This window comes from Streptomyces sp. NPDC127097, assembly GCF_042724075.1.
In the GTDB taxonomy this organism is placed as follows: Bacteria; Actinomycetota; Actinomycetes; order Streptomycetales; family Streptomycetaceae; genus Streptomyces.
In genome coordinates this window covers 360,100-378,576 of record NZ_JBHXFI010000001.1, presented here as the reverse complement: position 1 = coordinate 378,576, position 18,477 = coordinate 360,100, and the positions used below count along the sequence as shown (strand labels likewise).

At 70.9% G+C, this 18,477-nt stretch carries 21 protein-coding genes; 6 read left to right on the top strand and 15 right to left on the bottom strand.

Annotated elements, in window-relative coordinates; translation table 11 throughout:
* The first annotated feature begins 46 nt into the window (after positions 1-46).
* The gene (locus tag ACFWJW_RS01750; RefSeq protein ID WP_387233325.1) at positions 47-646 is read left to right on the top strand and encodes a dihydrofolate reductase family protein; all 600 of its coding nucleotides are present in this window, start codon (positions 47-49) and stop codon (positions 644-646) included.
* A gap of 58 nt (positions 647-704) precedes the next feature.
* On the opposite strand, the gene ACFWJW_RS01745 is transcribed toward ACFWJW_RS01750, so the two are convergent.
* Positions 705-1,664 (bottom strand): LysR substrate-binding domain-containing protein, encoded by a 960-nt coding sequence (locus tag ACFWJW_RS01745; RefSeq protein WP_387233322.1) that lies wholly within the window; start codon positions 1,662-1,664, stop codon positions 705-707.
* 132 nt (positions 1,665-1,796) lie between these two features.
* On the opposite strand from ACFWJW_RS01745, the gene ACFWJW_RS01740 reads away from it, so the two are divergent.
* Both ACFWJW_RS01740 and ACFWJW_RS01735 read left to right on the top strand, forming a co-directional pair.
* Positions 1,797-2,351, top strand: coding sequence for a peroxiredoxin (locus ACFWJW_RS01740; RefSeq protein WP_042148025.1), 555 nt, complete (start codon positions 1,797-1,799; stop codon positions 2,349-2,351).
* Between the two features lie 32 nt (positions 2,352-2,383).
* Entirely contained in the window at positions 2,384-2,917 is a 534-nt protein-coding gene (locus tag ACFWJW_RS01735) for an alkyl hydroperoxide reductase (RefSeq protein ID WP_042148022.1), read from the top strand.
* An 87-nt stretch (positions 2,918-3,004) separates the two neighbouring features.
* Here the strand turns inward: ACFWJW_RS01735 and ACFWJW_RS01730 are convergent, their stop codons facing one another.
* From ACFWJW_RS01730 to ACFWJW_RS01715, 4 genes are all read right to left on the bottom strand, one after another.
* Positions 3,005-4,573 carry an AI-2E family transporter gene (locus ACFWJW_RS01730; protein WP_387233318.1) on the bottom strand — a complete coding sequence of 523 codons (1,569 nt, stop codon included), beginning with the start codon at positions 4,571-4,573 and terminating at the stop codon, positions 3,005-3,007.
* A 124-nt stretch (positions 4,574-4,697) separates the two neighbouring features.
* Positions 4,698-5,396, bottom strand: a complete 699-nt coding sequence (locus ACFWJW_RS01725) for a transglycosylase SLT domain-containing protein (protein ID WP_387233315.1) — start codon at positions 5,394-5,396, stop codon at positions 4,698-4,700.
* A 408-nt stretch (positions 5,397-5,804) separates the two neighbouring features.
* Positions 5,805-7,127 (bottom strand): PhoH family protein, encoded by a 1,323-nt coding sequence (locus tag ACFWJW_RS01720; RefSeq protein ID WP_387233312.1) that lies wholly within the window; start codon positions 7,125-7,127, stop codon positions 5,805-5,807.
* A gap of 540 nt (positions 7,128-7,667) precedes the next feature.
* Positions 7,668-8,447 carry an isoprenyl transferase gene (locus ACFWJW_RS01715; protein ID WP_387233460.1) on the bottom strand — a complete coding sequence of 260 codons (780 nt, stop codon included), beginning with the start codon at positions 8,445-8,447 and terminating at the stop codon, positions 7,668-7,670.
* Positions 8,448-8,587: 140 nt separating this feature from the next.
* On the opposite strand from ACFWJW_RS01715, the gene mgrA reads away from it, so the two are divergent.
* Positions 8,588-9,619: an L-glyceraldehyde 3-phosphate reductase gene (gene mgrA / locus ACFWJW_RS01710; RefSeq protein ID WP_387233310.1), complete on the top strand. Its 1,032-nt coding sequence runs from the start codon at positions 8,588-8,590 to the stop codon at positions 9,617-9,619.
* A gap of 223 nt (positions 9,620-9,842) precedes the next feature.
* Here the strand turns inward: mgrA and ACFWJW_RS01705 are convergent, their stop codons facing one another.
* Complete coding sequence (locus tag ACFWJW_RS01705; protein ID WP_387233307.1) at positions 9,843-10,577, bottom strand: prepilin peptidase; 735 nt, start codon at positions 10,575-10,577, stop codon at positions 9,843-9,845.
* A 72-nt stretch (positions 10,578-10,649) separates the two neighbouring features.
* Between ACFWJW_RS01705 and ACFWJW_RS01700 the strand changes: the two genes are divergently transcribed.
* Positions 10,650-11,021: a DUF192 domain-containing protein gene (locus ACFWJW_RS01700; RefSeq protein ID WP_387233304.1), complete on the top strand. Its 372-nt coding sequence runs from the start codon at positions 10,650-10,652 to the stop codon at positions 11,019-11,021.
* A gap of 104 nt (positions 11,022-11,125) precedes the next feature.
* Entirely contained in the window at positions 11,126-11,713 is a 588-nt protein-coding gene (locus ACFWJW_RS01695) for an RDD family protein (protein WP_387233302.1), read from the top strand.
* Here ACFWJW_RS01695 and ACFWJW_RS01690 read toward each other — a convergent pair.
* From ACFWJW_RS01690 to ACFWJW_RS01650, 9 genes are all read right to left on the bottom strand, one after another.
* Entirely contained in the window at positions 11,691-12,323 is a 633-nt protein-coding gene (locus tag ACFWJW_RS01690) for an OmpA family protein (protein WP_387233299.1), read from the bottom strand. The two genes, ACFWJW_RS01695 and ACFWJW_RS01690, sit on opposite strands and share 23 nt — an antisense overlap.
* Positions 12,324-12,333: 10 nt before the next feature.
* A complete protein-coding gene (locus tag ACFWJW_RS01685; protein WP_042147996.1) occupies positions 12,334-12,918 on the bottom strand; it encodes a hypothetical protein in 585 nt (194 codons plus the stop codon).
* Positions 12,919-12,979: 61 nt separating this feature from the next.
* Entirely contained in the window at positions 12,980-13,693 is a 714-nt protein-coding gene (locus tag ACFWJW_RS01680) for a pilus assembly protein TadG-related protein (protein WP_387233296.1), read from the bottom strand.
* 17 nt (positions 13,694-13,710) lie between these two features.
* A complete protein-coding gene (locus ACFWJW_RS01675) occupies positions 13,711-13,875 on the bottom strand; it encodes a membrane protein (protein ID WP_018089307.1) in 165 nt (54 codons plus the stop codon).
* 581 nt (positions 13,876-14,456) lie between these two features.
* The gene (locus tag ACFWJW_RS01670; RefSeq protein ID WP_387233292.1) at positions 14,457-15,350 is read right to left on the bottom strand and encodes a DUF5936 domain-containing protein; all 894 of its coding nucleotides are present in this window, start codon (positions 15,348-15,350) and stop codon (positions 14,457-14,459) included.
* Between the two features lie 14 nt (positions 15,351-15,364).
* Positions 15,365-16,309, bottom strand: a complete 945-nt coding sequence (locus ACFWJW_RS01665; protein ID WP_387233289.1) for a type II secretion system F family protein — start codon at positions 16,307-16,309, stop codon at positions 15,365-15,367.
* Positions 16,306-17,646, bottom strand: a complete 1,341-nt coding sequence (locus ACFWJW_RS01660) for a CpaF family protein (RefSeq protein ID WP_042147980.1) — start codon at positions 17,644-17,646, stop codon at positions 16,306-16,308. The genes ACFWJW_RS01665 and ACFWJW_RS01660 overlap by 4 nt, the downstream gene beginning before the upstream one ends.
* Positions 17,643-18,095 carry a TadE/TadG family type IV pilus assembly protein gene (locus tag ACFWJW_RS01655; protein ID WP_387233285.1) on the bottom strand — a complete coding sequence of 151 codons (453 nt, stop codon included), beginning with the start codon at positions 18,093-18,095 and terminating at the stop codon, positions 17,643-17,645. The genes ACFWJW_RS01660 and ACFWJW_RS01655 overlap by 4 nt, the downstream gene beginning before the upstream one ends.
* Entirely contained in the window at positions 18,092-18,475 is a 384-nt protein-coding gene (locus ACFWJW_RS01650; protein WP_387233283.1) for a TadE/TadG family type IV pilus assembly protein, read from the bottom strand. Before ACFWJW_RS01650 ends, ACFWJW_RS01655 begins: the two co-directional genes overlap by 4 nt.
* Positions 18,476-18,477 lie beyond the last annotated feature (2 nt).

The following is an 18,477-nucleotide window of genomic DNA, read 5'->3' as shown; positions in this document are numbered from 1 at the left end:
CATTCCGGCGCAGCAGTGCACATCAACTGCCCAAGGGGGGCCCTTTATGCGTCGGCTTGTCTACTGCATCGCTTCCACTCTCGACGGTTTCCTCGCGGGTCCTGACGGCGCGGACCCCACCGGTCCGGACGGCTTCTGGCCGATCGCCGACGACTACGTCAAGCACCTGGCCGCCGAACTCCCGGAGGTACTGCCCGTCCAGGCCCGGTCGGCGTTCGGCCTCACCGGTGAGGGCACCCGCTTCGACACCGTCCTGGAAGGGCGCCGCACCTACGACATCGGCCTGCGGGCCGGGATCACCGACGCCTACCCCCATCTGCGGCACCTGGTCTTCTCCCGAACCCTGACGCAGAGCCCGGACCCGGCGGTGGAGCTGGTCGCCACCGACCCGGTGGCGAAGGTACGCGAGCTCAAGGCCGCGGACGGCAAGGACATCTGGCTGCTGGGCGGCAGCACCCTCGCCGGCGCGCTCTACCCGGAGATCGACCAGCTGATCGTCAAACTCAGCCCGCTCACCCTCGGCAGCGGCATCCCGCTCTTCTCCCGGGACACCGCCTTCGACCCCCGCACCTGGCAGCTGACCGAACACACCGTCCTCCAGAGCGGCGCGGCCTTCCTGACGTATACGCGGGCGGGCGCGGCGTAGCGGCCCCGGCGACGCTCTCGGCGGGGCAGCGGTCCTCGGCGTCGCCCGCCCCTGCCCCTCACTCCTTCACGATCCGCACCGGCAGCCCCCGCAACGCCCCGCGCAGCGCCTCCGCGAACTCCTCGAATTCCTGGTGGCGGGCGGCGCCGGTGCGCATGGCCAGCGCGATCCTCCGGGAGGGGGCGGGGTCCGCGAAGTAGCCGGTGGTGAGCTGGTCGTTGCGGCCGGTCTCGACGCGGAGGGCGGTGCGGGGCAGGAGGGTGACGCCGAGTCCGCCGGCGACCAGCTGGACGAGGGTGGACAGGCCCGCGGCGCTGGTCGTCACCGGAGTGTTCTCGTCGCGGCCGGCCTCGCGGCAGATGTCCAGGGCCTGGTCCCGCAGGCAGTGCCCCTCGTCGAGCAGCAGCAGATCCAGTTCCTGGAGGGCCTGGCGCGGGATGTCGCCGCGGCCGCCGAGCCAGTGCTCCTTGGGCGCGACCAGGACGAAGTCCTCGTCGAAGAGCGGGAGTTCGGCGACCTGGGGGACGCCGAGGGGGACCGCGAGCAGCAGCAGGTCGAGGCGGCCATGGGCCAGGCCGTCCAGGAGGGAGGCGGTCTGTTCCTCGTGTACCTGGAGATCCAGGTCGGGGTAGGTCTCATGGACCAGCCGCAGCACGGCCGGCAGCAGATACGGGGCGACGGTCGGGATGACACCGAGCCGCAGTACGCCCGTGAAGGGCGCGCGGGCCGCCTCCGCCTCCTCCATCAGATCGCCGACGGCCTCCAGGACCGCACGGGCCCGCGCGGCCACCCGCTCCCCCGCGGGCGACAGCAGCACCTTGCGCGTCGTACGCTCCAGCAGCTGCACTCCGAGGGTCTCCTCCAGCGCGGAGACCGCCCCGGACAGCGCGGGCTGGCTCATCCCGATCTCGGCCGCCGCCTCGCGGAAATGCAGATGCTCGGCCACCGCCGCGAACGCGCGCAGCTGGGCCAGGCTGGGCTGGCGGGGCCGGCCGCCCAGGTGTGCCGGTGACGCCACTGATAACCACCTCCGATCAACAGCAACCAGTCTAGCTATTTCCCTGATCAATGGCTGCTGTGCCACTGTGTAACCCGTCCAAGCCTCAAGGAAAGTCCTCAAAAGGGACTTTCTGCGCAACAAGGAGAGTACGTGCTCACTGTCGGTGACAAGTTCCCCGAGTTCGACCTGACCGCCTGCGTTTCGCTGGAAAAGGGCCAGGAGTTCGAGCAGATCAACCACAAGACCTACGAGGGCAAGTGGAAGATCGTCTTCGCGTGGCCCAAGGACTTCACCTTCGTGTGCCCGACCGAGATCGCCGCCTTCGGCAAGCTGAACGACGAGTTCGCCGACCGTGACGCCCAGGTTCTCGGCTTCTCCGGCGACTCCGAGTTCGTGCACCACGCCTGGCGCAAGGACCACCCGGACCTGACCGACCTGCCCTTCCCGATGCTCGCCGACTCGAAGCACGAGCTCATGCGCGACCTGGGCATCGAGGGCGAGGACGGCTTCGCGCAGCGCGCCGTCTTCATCGTCGACCAGAACAACGAGATCCAGTTCACCATGGTGACCGCCGGCTCCGTCGGCCGGAACCCCAAGGAGGTCCTGCGGGTCCTCGACGCGCTCCAGACCGACGAGCTGTGCCCCTGCAACTGGTCCAAGGGCGACGACACCCTCGACCCGGTCGCGCTGCTCTCGGGCGAGTGACACTCCGCTAGCGAACTGGAGGCTGATCCGACATGGCTCTCGACGAACTGAAGTCCGCGGTCCCGGACTACGCCAAGGACCTCAAGCTGAACCTCGGTTCGGTCATCGGCAACAGCGACCTGCCGCAGCAGCAGCTGTGGGGCACCGTGCTGGCCTGCGCGATCGCCTCGCGCTCGCCGAAGGTGCTGCGCGAGCTGGAGCCGGAGGCCAAGGCCAACCTCTCCGCCGAGGCGTACAACGCCGCCAAGTCGGCCGCGGCCATCATGGCGATGAACAACGTCTTCTACCGGACCCGGCACCTGCTGTCGGACCCGGAGTACGGCAACCTGCGCGCCGGTCTGCGGATGAACGTCATCGGCAACCCGGGCGTGGACAAGGTCGACTTCGAGCTGTGGTCGCTGGCCGTCTCGGCCATCAACGGCTGCGGTATGTGCCTGGACTCGCACGAGCAGGTGCTCCGCAAGGCCGGTGTGGACCGCGAGACGATCCAGGAGGCCGTCAAGATCGCGTCCGTCCTTCAGGCCGTCGGCGCCACGCTGGACGCCGAGGCCGCGCTCGCCGAGTAATTCGGTACGCGCGGACACCCCCGCAGTACAGAACCCCCGCAGACCTGGTGTCTGCGGGGGTTCTGTGCGTCCGGCGGGCAAGTGCGGCTACTCCCGGGGCTCCTCGGACGGCCGTGGCGTCGGGGGCGGGGTCGGTGCCACGGAGATCGCGGTGGCACCGCGCGGGGCCACCGACATCCGCAGCGCCTGCTCCGTGGAGTACGAACGGAGGTAGCCGACCACCGTGTTGGTGACCGCCACCAGGGGGACCGCGACGACCGCGCCGCCGATGCCCGCGATCAGCCCGCCCGCGGCCACCGAGAGGATCACCGCGAGCGGATGGACCCGGACCGCCCGGCCCAGGATGAACGGCTGGAGGACATGGCCCTCGATCTGCTGGACGGCCAGCACCACCGCCAGCACCATCAGCGCGGTGAACACCCCGTTGGCGACCAGGGCGATGACACAGGCCAGCGCGCCCGAGACCACCGCGCCGACCAGCGGGATGAACGCGAACAGGAAGATGAAGACGGCGAGCGGGACGGCCAGCGGCACATTGAGGAAGTAGAGCCCGATACCGATGAAAATGGCGTCGATCAGGGCGACCACGACCGTGCCGCGTACGTAGGCGGTCAGGGTGCGCCAGGCCCGCGGCCCGGCCCCGGCCACGCCCTCACGGGCCGCGCTCGGGACCAGCTTGAGCAGCCAGTTCCAGATCCGCCGGCCGTCGTAGAGCAGGAAGAGCGTGGTGAACATCGCCAGCAGGATGCCGGTGAACACCTCCAGGATGACGGTGACGCCCTCCAGACCGGCCGAGGTGATCGCCTCGGTGTTGGCGCCGATCGCATCCTGGAGATTCTTCGCGATGTGGTTGATCTGACTCTCGGTCACATGGAACGGGCTCTTCAGCAGCCAGCCCTTGAGCTCGGTGATGCCCTCCTGGATACGGCTGGAGACCGAGTCGATGTTGTCCTGGACCTGCCACACGACGAACCAGCCGACCAGGCCCATGACCACGAACCCGCCGATGAAGGTCAGCGCGGTGGCCGGCCCGCGCGGCAGCCCGCGGGAGCGCAGCCAGCCCACGGTGGGCTGGAGCAGCGCGGTGATCAGCGTGGCCGCGATGAAGGCCAGCACGACCAGTTCGATGCTGGTGATGGCGCGCGCAAGCACCCACAGGGTGGCGGCCAGCACCAGCAGCCGCCAGCCCGCCTCGGCGGCGACGCGTACACCCCACGGCACCGCGTCGACCGGGTCCGGGCGGGCCGCGACGGCCGGGGCGTAGGAGGGCGGGGCGGGCACGGACTCCGGCGGGCGGCCCGCGGCCGGCGGGGGCTCCTGCTCCGCCCCGGGCCCCGGCACCCCGTCCACCGCCGTGGGCAGTTGGGTACGGGGGACGGTGAGCGTGCCCACCGGACTGCCGTCCGCTGAACGGTCGCCCGCGGGGCCGTCACCCGCCGGGCCGCCGACCGCCGAGCTCTCGGCCGCGGAGGCGTCCGCGTGCTCGGCACGCCTCAGCTCATCCGGGTCGCCGGCCCCTCCCGAGGAGTCCGACGGGCTCCCTCCAGGGGGGACGCCCATCGAGCCCTCCGCGCGGCGGCGCTGTTCCTCCAGCCGCTGCGAGAGCCGCGTCAGACCGGCGCCGAGGCCACCGACCCACTGAGGCAATCTGGACATGTCCTTCCTCTTCCCCTCCCACGCGCCACAAGCTGACGGCACGACGTTACCTGTGCGGCACGCGCGAAACCCCCGACGCGGGCGCGTTCGGGGGTTTCGGAAGTGCGGTGGTGCGGCGTACGGCCTAGTACCAGCTGTTCGCCTGCCAGAACGACCAGGCACCACAGGGGCTGCCGTAGCGGTCGTTCATGTAGTTCAGGCCCCACTTGATCTGGGTGGCCGGGTTCGTCTGCCAGTCGGCACCGGCCGAGGCCATCTTGGAGCCGGGCAGCGCCTGGACGAGCCCGTAGGCACCCGAGCCGGCGTTGGTGGCCTTGTAGTTCCAGCCGGACTCGTGGTCCACGATGTTGCTGAAGCACTGGAACTGGTCGCTCGCCATCATCTGGCGGGCCATGGACTGCGTCTCGGCGATGGAGTACGAGCCCTTGGAGACGAAGTCGCTCGCGTCGCGCGTGGCGGACCGCGAAGCGGCCAGCGTCTTCTCGCGCTTCTCGGCCTCCTTCTTCGCCTTCGCCTCGTCCGCGGCGTCCTTCTTGCTCTTCGCGGTCTCAGCTGCGGCCTTGCGCGCCGACTCCTGGGCGGACTTCAGGGCTGCCGTGTCCGCCTGGGTGGACTGTTCGTCCGCCTGCTGCGTCAGGGAAGCCGTCTGCACCTGGGCCTGTGCGCCCGCGGGGATGTCAGCGATCGTCGCATCGGCAGCGGTCGCCTCGGTGTTGTTGACCGAGGCGGGCTCGTTGCCCGCGGCGACGCCGACTACGGCGCCGACGGTGGTGACCGCGGTGGCGGATGCCACGGCGAATCCCCGGACCGAGATCCGGCTCACACGTTTTCCTTCCAGCATCGTCCGCATAGGTGACCTCGCGGACGCAATCGTGCCCCTGACGCTGGCCTCCCCTTGTTCCGGGCCCGGTTGAACGGATGGGTCCGGCTGGTCACGGGAGGCACTGGCCCGGTACGTCCCCTTCGGGGTCCGCGTGGTGCTCGGGCGGCATACGGCGTTTCGCTATGAAGTTCGGTTTCGTTCCACACCGCTGGGGGTGTTGATGCTGCCGTATGCGGGGCCTGACAGGACCCAGACTCTGCCCGACCGGGATGCCGGGAGGCAATTCCCCGCTGGGTGTGAAAGCTCACACCTCGTTTACGGCAAACGATTTTCGGATATCCACTCGCAGCGCAACGCCGCCCGGCTAAGCTCCTTCGCTTCGCCGGGCGGCGTCGTCTTCACCACCGGTCAGATCCGGCCGTCCTCCAGCATTTCGGTCACCAGCGCCGCGATCGGCGAGCGCTCCGAGCGGTTCAGCGTGACGTGGGCGAACAGCGGGTGCCCCTTCAGCTTCTCGACGACCGCGACCACGCCGTCGTACCGCCCGACCCGGAGGTTGTCGCGCTGGGCGACATCATGGGTCAGCACCACCCGGGAGTTGGCGCCGATACGGGACAGAACCGTCAAAAGGACGTTCCGTTCCAGTGACTGGGCCTCGTCCACGATGACGAACGCGTCGTGCAGCGACCGCCCGCGGATATGGGTCAGCGGCAGTACCTCCAACATGCCGCGCCCCACCACCTCTTCGATGACGTCCTTGGTGGTCACCGCGGACAGCGTGTCGAAGACGGCCTGCGCCCAGGGGCTCATCTTCTCCGCCTCGCTGCCCGGCAGATAGCCCAGCTCCTGCCCGCCGACGGCGTACAGCGGCCGGAACACCATCACCTTGCGGTGCTGCCGGCGCTCCAACACGGCCTCCAGGCCCGCGCACAGCGCCAGCGCCGACTTGCCCGTGCCGGCCCGCCCGCCCATCGAGACGATGCCGACGTCCGGGTCCAGCAGCAGATCCAGCGCGATCCGCTGCTCGGCGCTGCGGCCATGGATCCCGAAGGCTTCCCGGTCGCCCCGCACCAGCCGGACCGCGCCGTCCGAGGTGACCCGGCCGAGCGCCTTGCCGCGCTCGGACTGAAGGACAAGTCCGGTATGCACCGGAAGTTCGGAGACTTCGGGGACATGGGTGGTCTCGGCGGCGAAGAGATCGTCGACCTGCTCGGCGGAGATGGTGAGTTCGGCCATCCCCGTCCAGCCGGAGTCGGTGATCGCCAGCTCGGCGCGGTACTCCTCTGCCAGCAGCCCGACCGAGGACGCCTTGATGCGCAGCGGCAGATCCTTGGAGACGACCGTGACGTCATACCCCTCGGCCTGGAGATTGCGCGCCACCGCGAGGATCCGCGAGTCGTTGTCGCCGAGCCGGAAGCCCGCGGGCAGTATCCCGGGGTCGGAGTGGTTCAGCTCGACGCGGAGCGACCCGCCGAGTTCCCCGATGGGGATGGGCGCGTCCAGCCGCCCGAACTGCACCCGGTACTCGTCCAGCAGGCGCAGCGCCTGCCGCGCGAAGTAGCCGAGCTCGGGGTGGTGCCTCTTGGCCTCCAGCTCGGTGACCACCACGACCGGCAGCACGACCTCGTGCTCGTCGAAGCGGGCCATGGCGCCTGGGTCGGCCAGCAGGACACTGGTGTCGAGGACATAAGTGCGCCGGTCGTTCTCACGGCGCTGCTTGATGTTCACCACGGATGGACGAACCCCCTCGGATGAGGTTGGGGTGCGACGGCGTCGCGGGGCGGTGTTCTCCCGGGGCCACCGCTTCGGGGCGGCGTCCCCAAGAACCCCGGCCATCTAATGACCGGACCGGGCTCGGGCCACGATGCGCGGGCCGAGCGCCGGCCCTCCGCGTCGACCGTGCGGTACGCACGGACCTCCGTGATGTGCAAAGGGCCTCCCGGGCGGACGGCCCCATGCCGCCCGCTGAGATGCGGCGCCTGATGGCTTGTTCCTGACGCCGACCTGGAAGGGATATTCCCTCGAACCCTCGTCGCCATGCCACGGCATATGACGCACGGACGATGAACCTTGGGTGACACGTGATCACCGAGCGGCGGGGCCATTCGGGTGAGCCCCGAGGGGATGGTGCGTCAGAAGAGGCCCCGCCGGCGGTTCATGGGGCCGGCGGGGCCTGATGACGCACCGTGACAATCAGGGATGTCCGGGACGTAAGGGATGTATGGGGTGTAACGCGCCTGGCGGAACGGGAGCGGCTCGGGAGGGCTCGTTCTAGAAGCCGTAGCGCCGGTGCCGGGCGGCGTAATCGCGCAGTGCGCGCAGGAAGTCGACCTTCCGGAACGCCGGCCAGAAGACCTCGCAGAAGTAGTACTCCGAATGGGCGCTCTGCCACAGCATGAAGCCCGACAGCCGCTGCTCCCCGCTCGTCCGGATCACCAGGTCCGGGTCGGGCTGGCCGCGGGTGTAGAGGTGCTCGGAGATCAGGTCGATGTCGACGATCTCGGCGAGCTCCTCGAAGGAGGTGCCGCGCTCGGCGTGTTCCAGCAGCAGCGAGCGCACCGCATCGGCGATCTCCTGCCGGCCGCCGTAGCCGATCGCCACGTTCACCAGGACGCCGGTGTTGTCGTGGGTGGCCTGCTCGGACTCCTTGAGCACCTTCTGGGTGGCGGTGGGCAGCAGATCGCGGTTGCCCACGTGGTGCACCCGCCAGCGGCCGTCGGCGGCCAGGTCCCGGACGGTGTTCTCGATGATGCCGAGCAGCGGCTTCAGCTCGTCCTCGGGCCGGTCGAGGTTGTCGGTCGACAGCAGCCACAGCGTGACCACCTCGACATCGGTCTCCTCGCACCAGCCGAGCAGCTCACTGATCTTGAGCGCACCGGCCTGGTGGCCCTGCTCGGTGGTCCGCCCGTCGGCCCGCGCCCAGCGCCGGTTGCCGTCCAGGATGACGCCGATGTGCTTGGGCACCTGGGTGTGATCCAGGCGACCCTCCACCCTGCGCGCGTACAGCCGGTAGACCAGTTTGCGCAGTGCAGGCGGATACGGGATGCGCATCCCGGAAGATCGCAGCATGTGTGGTCCAGCCCCTCCGTGCCAATGGCGGTCGCCCCGTCGCCTCAAGTGGGCAACTTTACTTCTCGGCTGTCTCGACAGCCCAATCAGGTCGGTCACAAGTACGTGATAGGGAGATGAGCATGACTGGCACCGACTACCGTGCGGCGGAATCCCGCTACGACTCGATGAAGTACCGGCGAACGGGTCGCAGCGGACTCAAACTCCCCGCTATCTCCCTTGGACTCTGGCACAACTTCGGGGACGACCGCACCCTGAGCTCCCAGCGCGCCATCCTGCGCCGCGCCTTCGACCTGGGCGTCACCCACTTCGATCTGGCCAACAACTACGGTCCGCCACCCGGGTCCGCCGAGCTCAACTTCGGAAAGATCTTTGCACAGGACTTCCGCGGCTACCGCGACGAGATGATTCTGTCGACGAAGGCCGGATATCTGATGCACCCCGGCCCCTACGGCGAATGGGGTTCACGGAAATATCTCCTCTCATCGCTGGATGCGTCCCTGAAGCGGATGGGCGTCGATTACGTCGATATCTTCTACTCGCACCGCTTCGATCCGGACACCCCGCTGGAGGAGACGATGGGCGCGCTGGCGTCCGCCGTCCAGCAGGGCAAGGCCCTGTATGCCGGTATTTCCTCGTACAACGCCGAGCAGACCCGGGACGCGGCCGGCATCCTGCGGGCGATGGGCGTACCGGCGCTGATCCACCAGCCCTCGTACTCGATGATCAACCGCTGGACCGAGGACGATCTGCTGCTGGACACCCTTGAGGCGGAGGGCATGGGCTGCATCTCTTTTGCGCCACTCGCGCAGGGCATGCTCACGGACAAATATCTGCACGGTGTCCCCGAGGGCTCGCGCGCCGCCCAGGGCAAGTCGCTGGACCCGAATCTGCTGTCCGACGACGTCGTACGCCGGCTGCGGGGCCTCAATGAGATCGCCGCCCGCCGTGGCCAGTCGCTGGCGCAGCTCGCCCTGGGCTGGGTGCTGCGCGACGAGCGGATGACCTCCGCCCTGATCGGCGCCAGCAGCGTCGCCCAGTTGGAGGCCAATATCGCGGCCCTCGACGCCCCCGCGATCACGGAGGCCGAGCTGGCCGAGATCGACGAGTTCGCCACAACCACGGACGGTGTGAACATCTGGGCCCGCCGCTGAGCGCTCCGCGCGCGTCCGGCGCGGGGAGCCGTCGTGCGGCCTCGGCCGCATCGTTGCTGGTCACGGGGTTCCCCGCGCCCCGGACAAAAAGCGGGCCGGTCCGTGGGGGGATACGGACCGGCCCGAGGGGGGGTTTCCACCATAACCCCGCGGGAGGGGTGCTGCGTGCACCGGCGTGGCCGCGGCGGGTCGGGCGCTCCCGGAGGCTCCGGCCCGCGGTGGGTCAGGACGCCGCGGCGGCGCCGGGGAGCAGCCCGCAGAACGCCCCGATGATCATGAAGGGCCCCAGGGGCATGGCCGCGTTCCGCGCCTCGCGCCGTACGAGCAGCAGCCCCGCGCCGTAGAGCGCACCGAGCAGTACGCCCGCGGCGCCCCCCATGACGAGGGTGCGCCAGCCGTACCACCCAAGGGCGATCCCCAGCCCGACCGCGAGCTTGACGTCGCCCAGCCCGATGCCCCGCGGATTCGCGAGATAGAGGACGAGATAGCAGGCGCCGAGGAGCAGGCCGGCCAGCAGGGCCCGGCGCCACGCCGCGGTCTCCCCCGTGAGCCGGCCGACGGTCCCCAGCAGGGCCGCGGCGGCCGCGGCGAGCGGCAGCGTCAGCACGTCCGGGAGGCGCCGGGCCCGCCAGTCGACGGCGGCCAGCAGCACCGCGACCGGCGTCATCACCAGCCAGGCGACGAGTTCCGGCCGGGGCCCGGTGGCCGCCGCCAGGGCCGCGCAGACCAGCGCGGTGGCCGCCGCCGTGGACAGTGGGCCCGGCCCGTACGCCCCACAGTCCGGGCAGCGCCCGCGCCCCAGCCAGCCCCGGGCCGGCCCGGTGATCGGATGCCCCCCGGGACAGACCGCGCGCCACTCCTCCTCGGGCTCGACGGCCAGCCGGTGGACGGGCCGCGGGATCAGCAGCCCGGCCGCGGCCCCGTAGACGGCGGCGAGAAACATCAGGATCACGGACACCCGTCGACCTTAGAGGCGCCCGGCCGCAGACCGCCGGGAAAGACGGCGGGCGGAGCTGATAGAACGCTGCGCATGGCGCGTTGGGAGAACGGTCCGGGGGTCCTGTACGGGGCGGAGAGCGGCATTCCGGCGGAGGGCGGTATTCCGGTGGAGATCGCGGCGTCCTACCGGGCCCGGGCCCGCGGGCTGTTGGGGCGGGACGGTATCGAGGGGGCGCTGCTGCTCACCCCGGCGAGCGGGGTGCACACCTTCCGGATGCGGTTCGCGATCGATGTCGCCTATCTGAGCCGGGACTTCACCGTGCTGGCCGTCCGCACCATGCGCCCGGGGCGGCTGGGGCTCCCCCGCCTCCGCGCCCGGCACGTCCTGGAGGCGGAGGCCGGTGCGATGGCGCGCTGGGGGCTGCGTGCCGGACTGCGGCTGGACGTCGCACCCCGCCGGTGAGGGCGGCCGGGCGCGGTCCCGGCCGGGGCACGGAGCGGGAGGGTAACGGGCCCGTCTCGGTGTCGAGTTGCCGCCGGGCGGGCCGGAGTGGTCACATGCGCGGCATGAACGCGACACCACCGGAGCACCTACCTCCCGCGGGACCCGGGCTTCCGGCGGGCCCCTGGTACCCCGTTCCCCCGGCGCACCGGGGCCCGGCCCCGGGCGTCCTCGGGAACCAGGGGCTGCGGCTGCTCGCCCTGCTCCTCGACACGGTGCTCGCCTTCGGCGTCCTGTCCCTGGTCACCTTCGGCGCCGGCCTGGTCGTCACCTTCGGCGGCGGCCGGGACAACGCGCCCTTCTACGTCCCGGTCCTGGCGGCCGTGGCCCTGCTCTTTCTCTACTCGCCGCTGCTGACCGCCCGTTGCGGCGGCACCCCGGGCAAGCTGCTGTGCGGACTGAGCGTCGTACGGCTCGCCGACGGGAGCCCGCTGTCCTACGGGGCCGCCCTGGGGCGGCATCTGGCCCATCTGGGGATGTGGGTGGTGCCGGTGCTCAGTCTGCTGGACCCGCTGAACTGCCTCTGGGACGGGCTCCGTCAGTGTCTGCACGACAAGGTGGTCGGCAGCTTGGTCATCCGCCGCCGGATGCGGCCGGCCCCGGCGGCCACCGCGGCCACCGCGGCCCCGGTCACGAGGCCCGCGGGAAGCTGACCTCGACCCGGCGGTTCTTCTTGCGGCCTTCCTCGGTGCCGTTGTCGGCGATCGGATACTGCTCGCCGTAACCGCGGATCTGGAAACTGACGGACGAGCCGAGGTCCTTGGCCAGCTCCTGCTGGACGGCGTTGGCGCGCTTCTTGGACAGCGCCAGGCCGTGGCCCGCCGAGCCCAGATTGTCGGTGAAGCCGAAGACCCGCAGATGGGTGGCGTTCTGCTTCTTGATCTCGGACGCGATGGTGCCGATACGGGACAGCGCGTCCGACGACAGATCGGCGCTGTCCTTGCCGAAGAGGACCTCGGCCTGGAGCGCGAAGGTCACATTGTCGTTGGTGTCCTGGCGGCGCTCGGAACCGTCGTCCGCCTCGACGATCGACTTGATGTTGAGGACCTTGGACGGAGCGAGCTTGGCGCCCTGGACCATCCGCAGGTCGGGGTCGGCGGTGTCGATGTGCACCGGCGGGCTGGAGTCCTCGGTCACGCCCGGCGGATCGGCGTGGGCGACGGGGACCGTCAGCGCCGCGGTGAGCAGCAGCGTGACGGCGGTGGCGGCGCTCCGGGGCGCTCGGCGCACCCGGCGTCCTCGGGGCATCTGGGTCACGGTCATCGGTGCCCGCTCAGTCCGTGATCCGCACGCTGGCCGGCGGCAGGGTCGGCAGCTGGAAATCGACCTCGGTCACCTTGGCCGGCGGCGCCGGGAACTGCGCGAAGACCGGGCGGCTGGCTCCCGGCATCAGCCCGCTGAGGCCGGTCGTGCACAGGCATTCGCCGTTGGTGTCGCGCAGCACCAGATAGCGCTTCTTGCCCGCCTTGTCGACGAGGGTCGCCCCGGAGATCGAGGAACGCGACCGCAGCTCGGTCTCGTTGGAGCGCCAGTCGATGGCGTTGAAGGCGCGGGTGCCGCGGTTGGTGACCGTGCCGTTGACGGTGACGAAGCCGCCGGAGTCCCGGACGACGGAGTGCAGGGTGACCACCACGCCGTCCGGCCCCTTCATCTCACCGATCACCTTGTCGGAGTCGGCCGCCGGGGCGCCGGGGCCGCTGTCCTTGGGGGCGGTGCTGCGGGCCGGTGGCTTGTCGCCGTCCGACGCCTTCGCACCGCCGCTGTCACCACCGCAGCCGGCCACGACGAGCGCAAGGCCGACAGCGCTCGCCATGGCGACCGCTCCCCTGGCGGCCTTGGTGGTGCGCCGAATGCTCATGGGATGCGATTCCTTTGATCGTCGTCTGGTCGTCTCGAGGGGGGTGGTCGGGTGCGGGCGGTCAATGAGCGAGGCGTACGGAGAACAGGTCGGCGGCGTCGGGCAGTTCCTCCAGGTGGCGGGGGTCGAGCGTCCAGCGGGTGCCGTCGCAGGTGATCTCGACGGGGGCGGGGGCGTCGTCGTCCTTGTCACCCTTGCCGCCCTTGCCGCCCTTGTCCGCCTCGTCGTCCGTGCCGTCCCCGCCGTCCGCCCCGCCGGTGTCGTCCTGGGCGGGGTCGAGGGTGCAGCGGGGGCCGACCACGGACTTCGCCTCGGCCGACGCATGCTTGCTGCTGGTCGCCGGGATGACGGAGTCCCCCACGGGGTTGCGGGTGGTGACCTGGACGGCGAACGAGGTGGGCCAGGAGTCCGGGGTGCAGCGGGGGCCGGAGAGCTCGGCGCCGTTGCGTCCGGCGAACCAGCCCGCGCTCTCGCATGCCGCTCCGGACGGCGCCCCGCGCCCGTTCAGCAGCTCTTCCCAGGCCGTCGGATCGGACAGGTAACTGCCGTCGCGGAGGCCGTCGAGCACGCTCTTGCGCAGCAGTTCACGGTATTTCTGGCCGGCCGCGAGGGCTGCCGCGTCGGCGGCGGTCTGCGCACCGTTGCGGGTGGCCGCCGCCTGCCCGACGGCGAAGAAGGCGAGCGCGAGGAAGAGCAGGCCCCCGACCGCGACGATGTAGAGCGGGAATGCCTGCCCTTCGTCGCGCCGGCGGCGGTGTGTGGTCGTGGCCGGCACGGCGGTGGCGGTGCGGGCTAAATGCCGACGACGTCGGAGATCTTGTTGGCGATGGCGTTCGCGATCTGGCTGCCGAAGTCCGTGGTCGACAGGACCAGGACGATCGCCACGACCACCGCGATGATGCCGAGGTACTCGATCGAGGTCTGTCCCCGGTCGTTCCCCAAAATCCGCTTCGCCATCGTCTTCCCCTCCATGGGCGGCCGTACCGCTCTGGTCCGGCTGGTCTGTCCCCGTGGTGCCGGCGCGGTCGGCCGCGCTCACGACACCAGAAAAGTACGCCGGAACCGTGTGCCCGGAACAGGGAATCCGTATCCCATCCTCTTTCGGGAACCCGGATGACAGGCACAACGTCGTCTTTCGGCCACTCAGTCGCACCCTACCCACCCCCGCTCCCCCTCCGGGACCGTGTCCCGTTCCGTGACCCATGCAGACCGGACGGTCCTTCCGCACCATAGTGCGAGCGCAACCATCCGCCCACCCACTGTGACACAACTCGTTGCTGTTGCGAAGGAGTTGAGGGGAAGCCGGGCCCGTAACGCACTCATCCGGCCGAGTACGGGCCGCCGTCGCCCCACCGGGCCCGGATGTGCAACCGCAAGCACGGACCGAAGCGGCGGCCGTCGCCCCGGGTGGCGGCACAGCAGGCCACAGGGGGTCGGGCGGGCGGCGCGCCGGGGTCGGCCGGGGCGGCGCGGCCGGCCGCGCTCCCGTGGTGCCGGGCGGCCGCCGGCGGGGCCGGGGCCGGGGCGCGTGAGACGGGTCACCTTCCCATCAGCGAACCGAAGTTGGTGCCCGAGCCCAGGAAGAAACCGGCGATGAGCAGGATCATCGTGGCCGGAACCATAAAGGTGGTGACGACCATGGTGGCCTTGGGGACCGCGCGGGCGGCCCGGCGCCGGGCGTTCTGGGCATCGGTCCGGCGCATGTCGTCGGCGATCTGGATCAGCGTCTCGACGATCGGCGAGCCCAGCTCCTCGCCCTGCTGGAGGGCGGTGACGAACTGCGCGACCTGTTCGGAGTCATTGCGTTTGCGCAGTTCCTCGAAGGCCGCCCGGCGGCTGACGCCCATGTCCATCTGCCGCAGGGTGATCCGGAGTTCATCCGCCCATGGGCCCTCGTACTTGTCCGCGACCCGGTCCAGGGCCTGACGGAAGCCCAGACCGGCGCTGACCACGACGGCCAGCACATCCAGAAAGTCCGGAAGGGTGCGTTCGATGGTGTCCTTGCGCTGACGGATGGCGGCCCAGATGCCGACCTCGGTCCAGAAGAGGCCGAAGAGCACCATCAGTACGCCGAGCAGCGGCTGGCCGCGCAGGAACATCACCAGCGCGCCGAAGAGGCCGAGGGCCCCGTAGACGGCGCGCCGGGCGGCGTACCGGTCGACGGTCAGCCCGCCCGGATTGCCCGCCAGGTCGATCCGCCGGCGGACCCGGGCGGTGCGCTTGCCGCCCATCAGCCGCAGCACCAGCGGCGCGTACCGCATCCCGGCGCGGTCCACCGCCGAACCGACGGCCGTGGTGCGGGTCGCGCCGACCTCCAGGGACAGCGCCAGGTCGGGCGGCAGCCGGGCCTCGCGCCGGTAGAGCGCGATACCGCAGCAGATACCGGCGACCGAGAGGGCGAAGGCGAGGGCCAGCAGGATTCCGAGTGCCATGGCGATACCGATACCTAGACGTCGATCTTGGACAGGCGGCGGATGAAGAAGAACCCGAGCCCGTAGAGGGCGAAGGCCACCACGACCGCGAGCTGGCCGAGGAAGGAGGCGGTCATCCGGTCGATGGCGCCCGGGGCGATCCGGTTCATCAGCAGCAGGGTGCCGATGCCGAGCAGCGGGACGACGTAGGCGGTGACCACCACCTGGGAGAGCTGGGTGCGGACCTCCCGGCGGGTCTCCTTGCGCTCCTCCAGGGTCTTGGTGAGGTTGCGCAGCGAGCCGACGACGGTGCCACCGGCGCGGTTGGCGAGCACCAGCGTGGTGACGAGCACGACGAGTTCCCGGGACGGCAGGCGTTCGGCGAGCTCGCCGAGCGCCTCGTCGATGGAGTGGCCGACGGAGAGCTTGTCGGAGACCTTCGCCAGCTCCTCACCGGCCGGGGCCTCCAGCTCCTCGGCCGCCATGCCCAGCGCCGTCCGCAGCGCGAGCCCGGCCTGGGTGGCGTTGGCGAGGATCCGGGAGAGTTCGGGCAGCTGGTTGATGAACTTCTCGATCCGCTTCTGCCGCTGCCAGTTGAGGAAGGCGAACGCCGCCCAGATGGCGACCAGCGCGGCGATCGGCCCGAAGAACGGGGCGAGGGTGGCCTGGGCGACCAGCCACAGCGCGACGACCGTGCCGAGCAGATAGACGGCGAACTCGCCGGGGGTGACGTCCAGCCCGGTGGCGGTCAGCCGCAGTTCGAGGCGGCGGCCGAAGCGGGTGCCGCGCAGCGCCCGGTCGACGGACGGGAAGCGGCGCCGCCCGGTCACCGGCAGCCCGCGCTCGTCGGCCAGCCGGTCGACGATGGCCTGCCGCTGGGCGCGCCCGGCCGCGTAGGTCCGGGCGCCGGCGATCGCGAGCAGCCCGCACAGCAGGGTGGCGCCGATGGCGAGCAGGGCGAGGTCGTTCCCGCCGGTCATGAGTGGGCCTTCCGGGTGGCGAGTTGGGCGTCGTGGGTGGCGACGCCGAAGGCGGGCGGGGTGGGCTCGCTCGCCATGAAGAGGCGTTCGGCGACCCGGCGCGGCAGCGGGAAGTAGCGGAACCGGCCGTGCACGATGCGGTCGGCGCCCATCGGTTCGGCGTCGAACCGGCAGACCGTGGCGATCCGGTAGTCCTCGTGGCCGCGCGAGTCGAGGATGGCGATCTCGCTGATCCGGCGGGAGCCGTCGGCGTGCCGGGTGAGCTGGACGAGGCAGTCGACGGCGCTGTTGATCTGGTCCCGCAGCGCCTCGAAGGGGATCTTGACGTCGGACATGGACGCCAGGGTCTGGAGCCGCATCAGGGCGTCCTCGGCGCTGTTGGCGTGCACGGTGGCCAGCGAGCCGTCGTGGCCGGTCGACATCGCCTGGAGCATGTCGAGGGTCTCGCCGCCGCGCACCTCGCCGACGATGATGCGGTCGGGGCGCATCCGCAGGGAGTTGCGGACCAGGTCGCGGATGGTGATCCGGCCCTTGCCCTCGACGTTGGGCGGCCGGGACTCCAGCCGGATGACATGGCTCTGCTGGAGCTGGAGTTCGGCGGCGTCCTCGACGGTGATGATCCGCTCCCCGTCCGGGATCAGCCCGGACAGCGCGTTGAGCAGGGTGGTCTTGCCCGCGCCGGTGGCGCCGGAGACCACCACGTTGAACTTGGCCCGCACCAGCCCCGCCAGCAGCATCAGCATCTGCTCGTCGAGCGTGCCCATGCCGATGAGTTCGGCGAGGGTGTAGGCGCGGGGGAAGCGGCGGATGGTGAGGGTGGCGCCGTTCAGCGCGAGCGGCGGGATGATGACATTGACGCGCTCGCCGGACGGCAGCCGGGCGTCGACCATCGGATTGGACTCGTCGACCCGGCGGTTGACGGTGGAGACGATCCGTTCGATGGTCTGCATCAGCTGCTCGTGCGAGGCGAAGCGGACGGGCAGCAGCTCGACCCGGCCGGCCCGCTCGACGTACACCTGGTCCGGGCCGTTGACCATGATCTCGGTGATCGAGGCGTCCTCCAGCAGCGGCTCCAGCACCCCGAGGCCCAGCGCCTCGTCCACCACCCGGCGGATCAGCTGGGCGCGTTCGGCGGTGGACAGGACCGGGCCCTCACGACTGATGATGTGGCCCAGCACCCGCTCCAGCCGCGAGCGGCGCTCGGCCGCGGCCAGCGAGGACATCTCGGCGAGGTCGATCTCTTCGAGCAGCTTGGCGCGGTAGACGGCGACCATATGGCTGTCCTCGCGCGCCTCACCGGCCGGTTCGGGTGCGACGATCCGTGCTTTCAGGCTCATCGCGGGGGTGCTCCTTCGTACGTGTCCGCGGCGCGCAGGCCCAGCGCGCCGGGTTCCTGCGGGCGGGGCATGGTGGCGGTGCGGCTGGCGGTACCGAGGTTGTCGACGCCGGGGATGACCGAGGGGATCGGTACCCGCACGGTCGCGCTGACCTCGGCGCCCCCGCCGCCCACCGAGATCGTCGCGCGGCCCGCGACCCAGCCGCTCATCGCGGAAAGGCCGGCGGCCTGTGGGCCGGTCTCCCGGTCGGCCTCGTCCATCGAGGCGGTACGGGCCGCGGCGCGCGCTCCGGTCCCGGCCTGCTGGACGGTGTAGGCGGCCAGACCGAGCTGGACCACGGCCAGCCCGACGACCAGCAGGATCGGCAGGAAGCCGAGGAATTCGATGGAGACCTGGCCCCGGTCGCGGCCGTGACCGCGGAGCCGGGCGGGACGGCGTACGGCGCTCATCCGGTGTCCTCCTTCGCGGCGCCGGCCGTGCCGGTGACGCGCCACGGATAGCTGCCCGCGCCGGGGAAGAGCACCGGGACCTCGATCCGGACGGTGGCCTTCCACAGGCCCGACTCCGTCCCGCAGGAGGTCGAGGCGCCCGCGCGCCAGGAGCCGGGCAGGTCCTCCTCGGCGGCGGTGCGGCAGGCGCCCGCGCCGCCGCCCTCGGTGGCGGTGGCGGCCCGTGCGCCGCGGTCGGCGGAGTGCGCGGCGAGCGCGTAGGCGTACCCGACCAGCACCAACTGCCAGAGCAGGGCGAGGACCAGCAGGATCAGCGGGAGCAGCCCCATGAATTCCACGGCCACCTGCCCCCGGTCGTCGCCGCCCAGCGGGCGCCGCACCG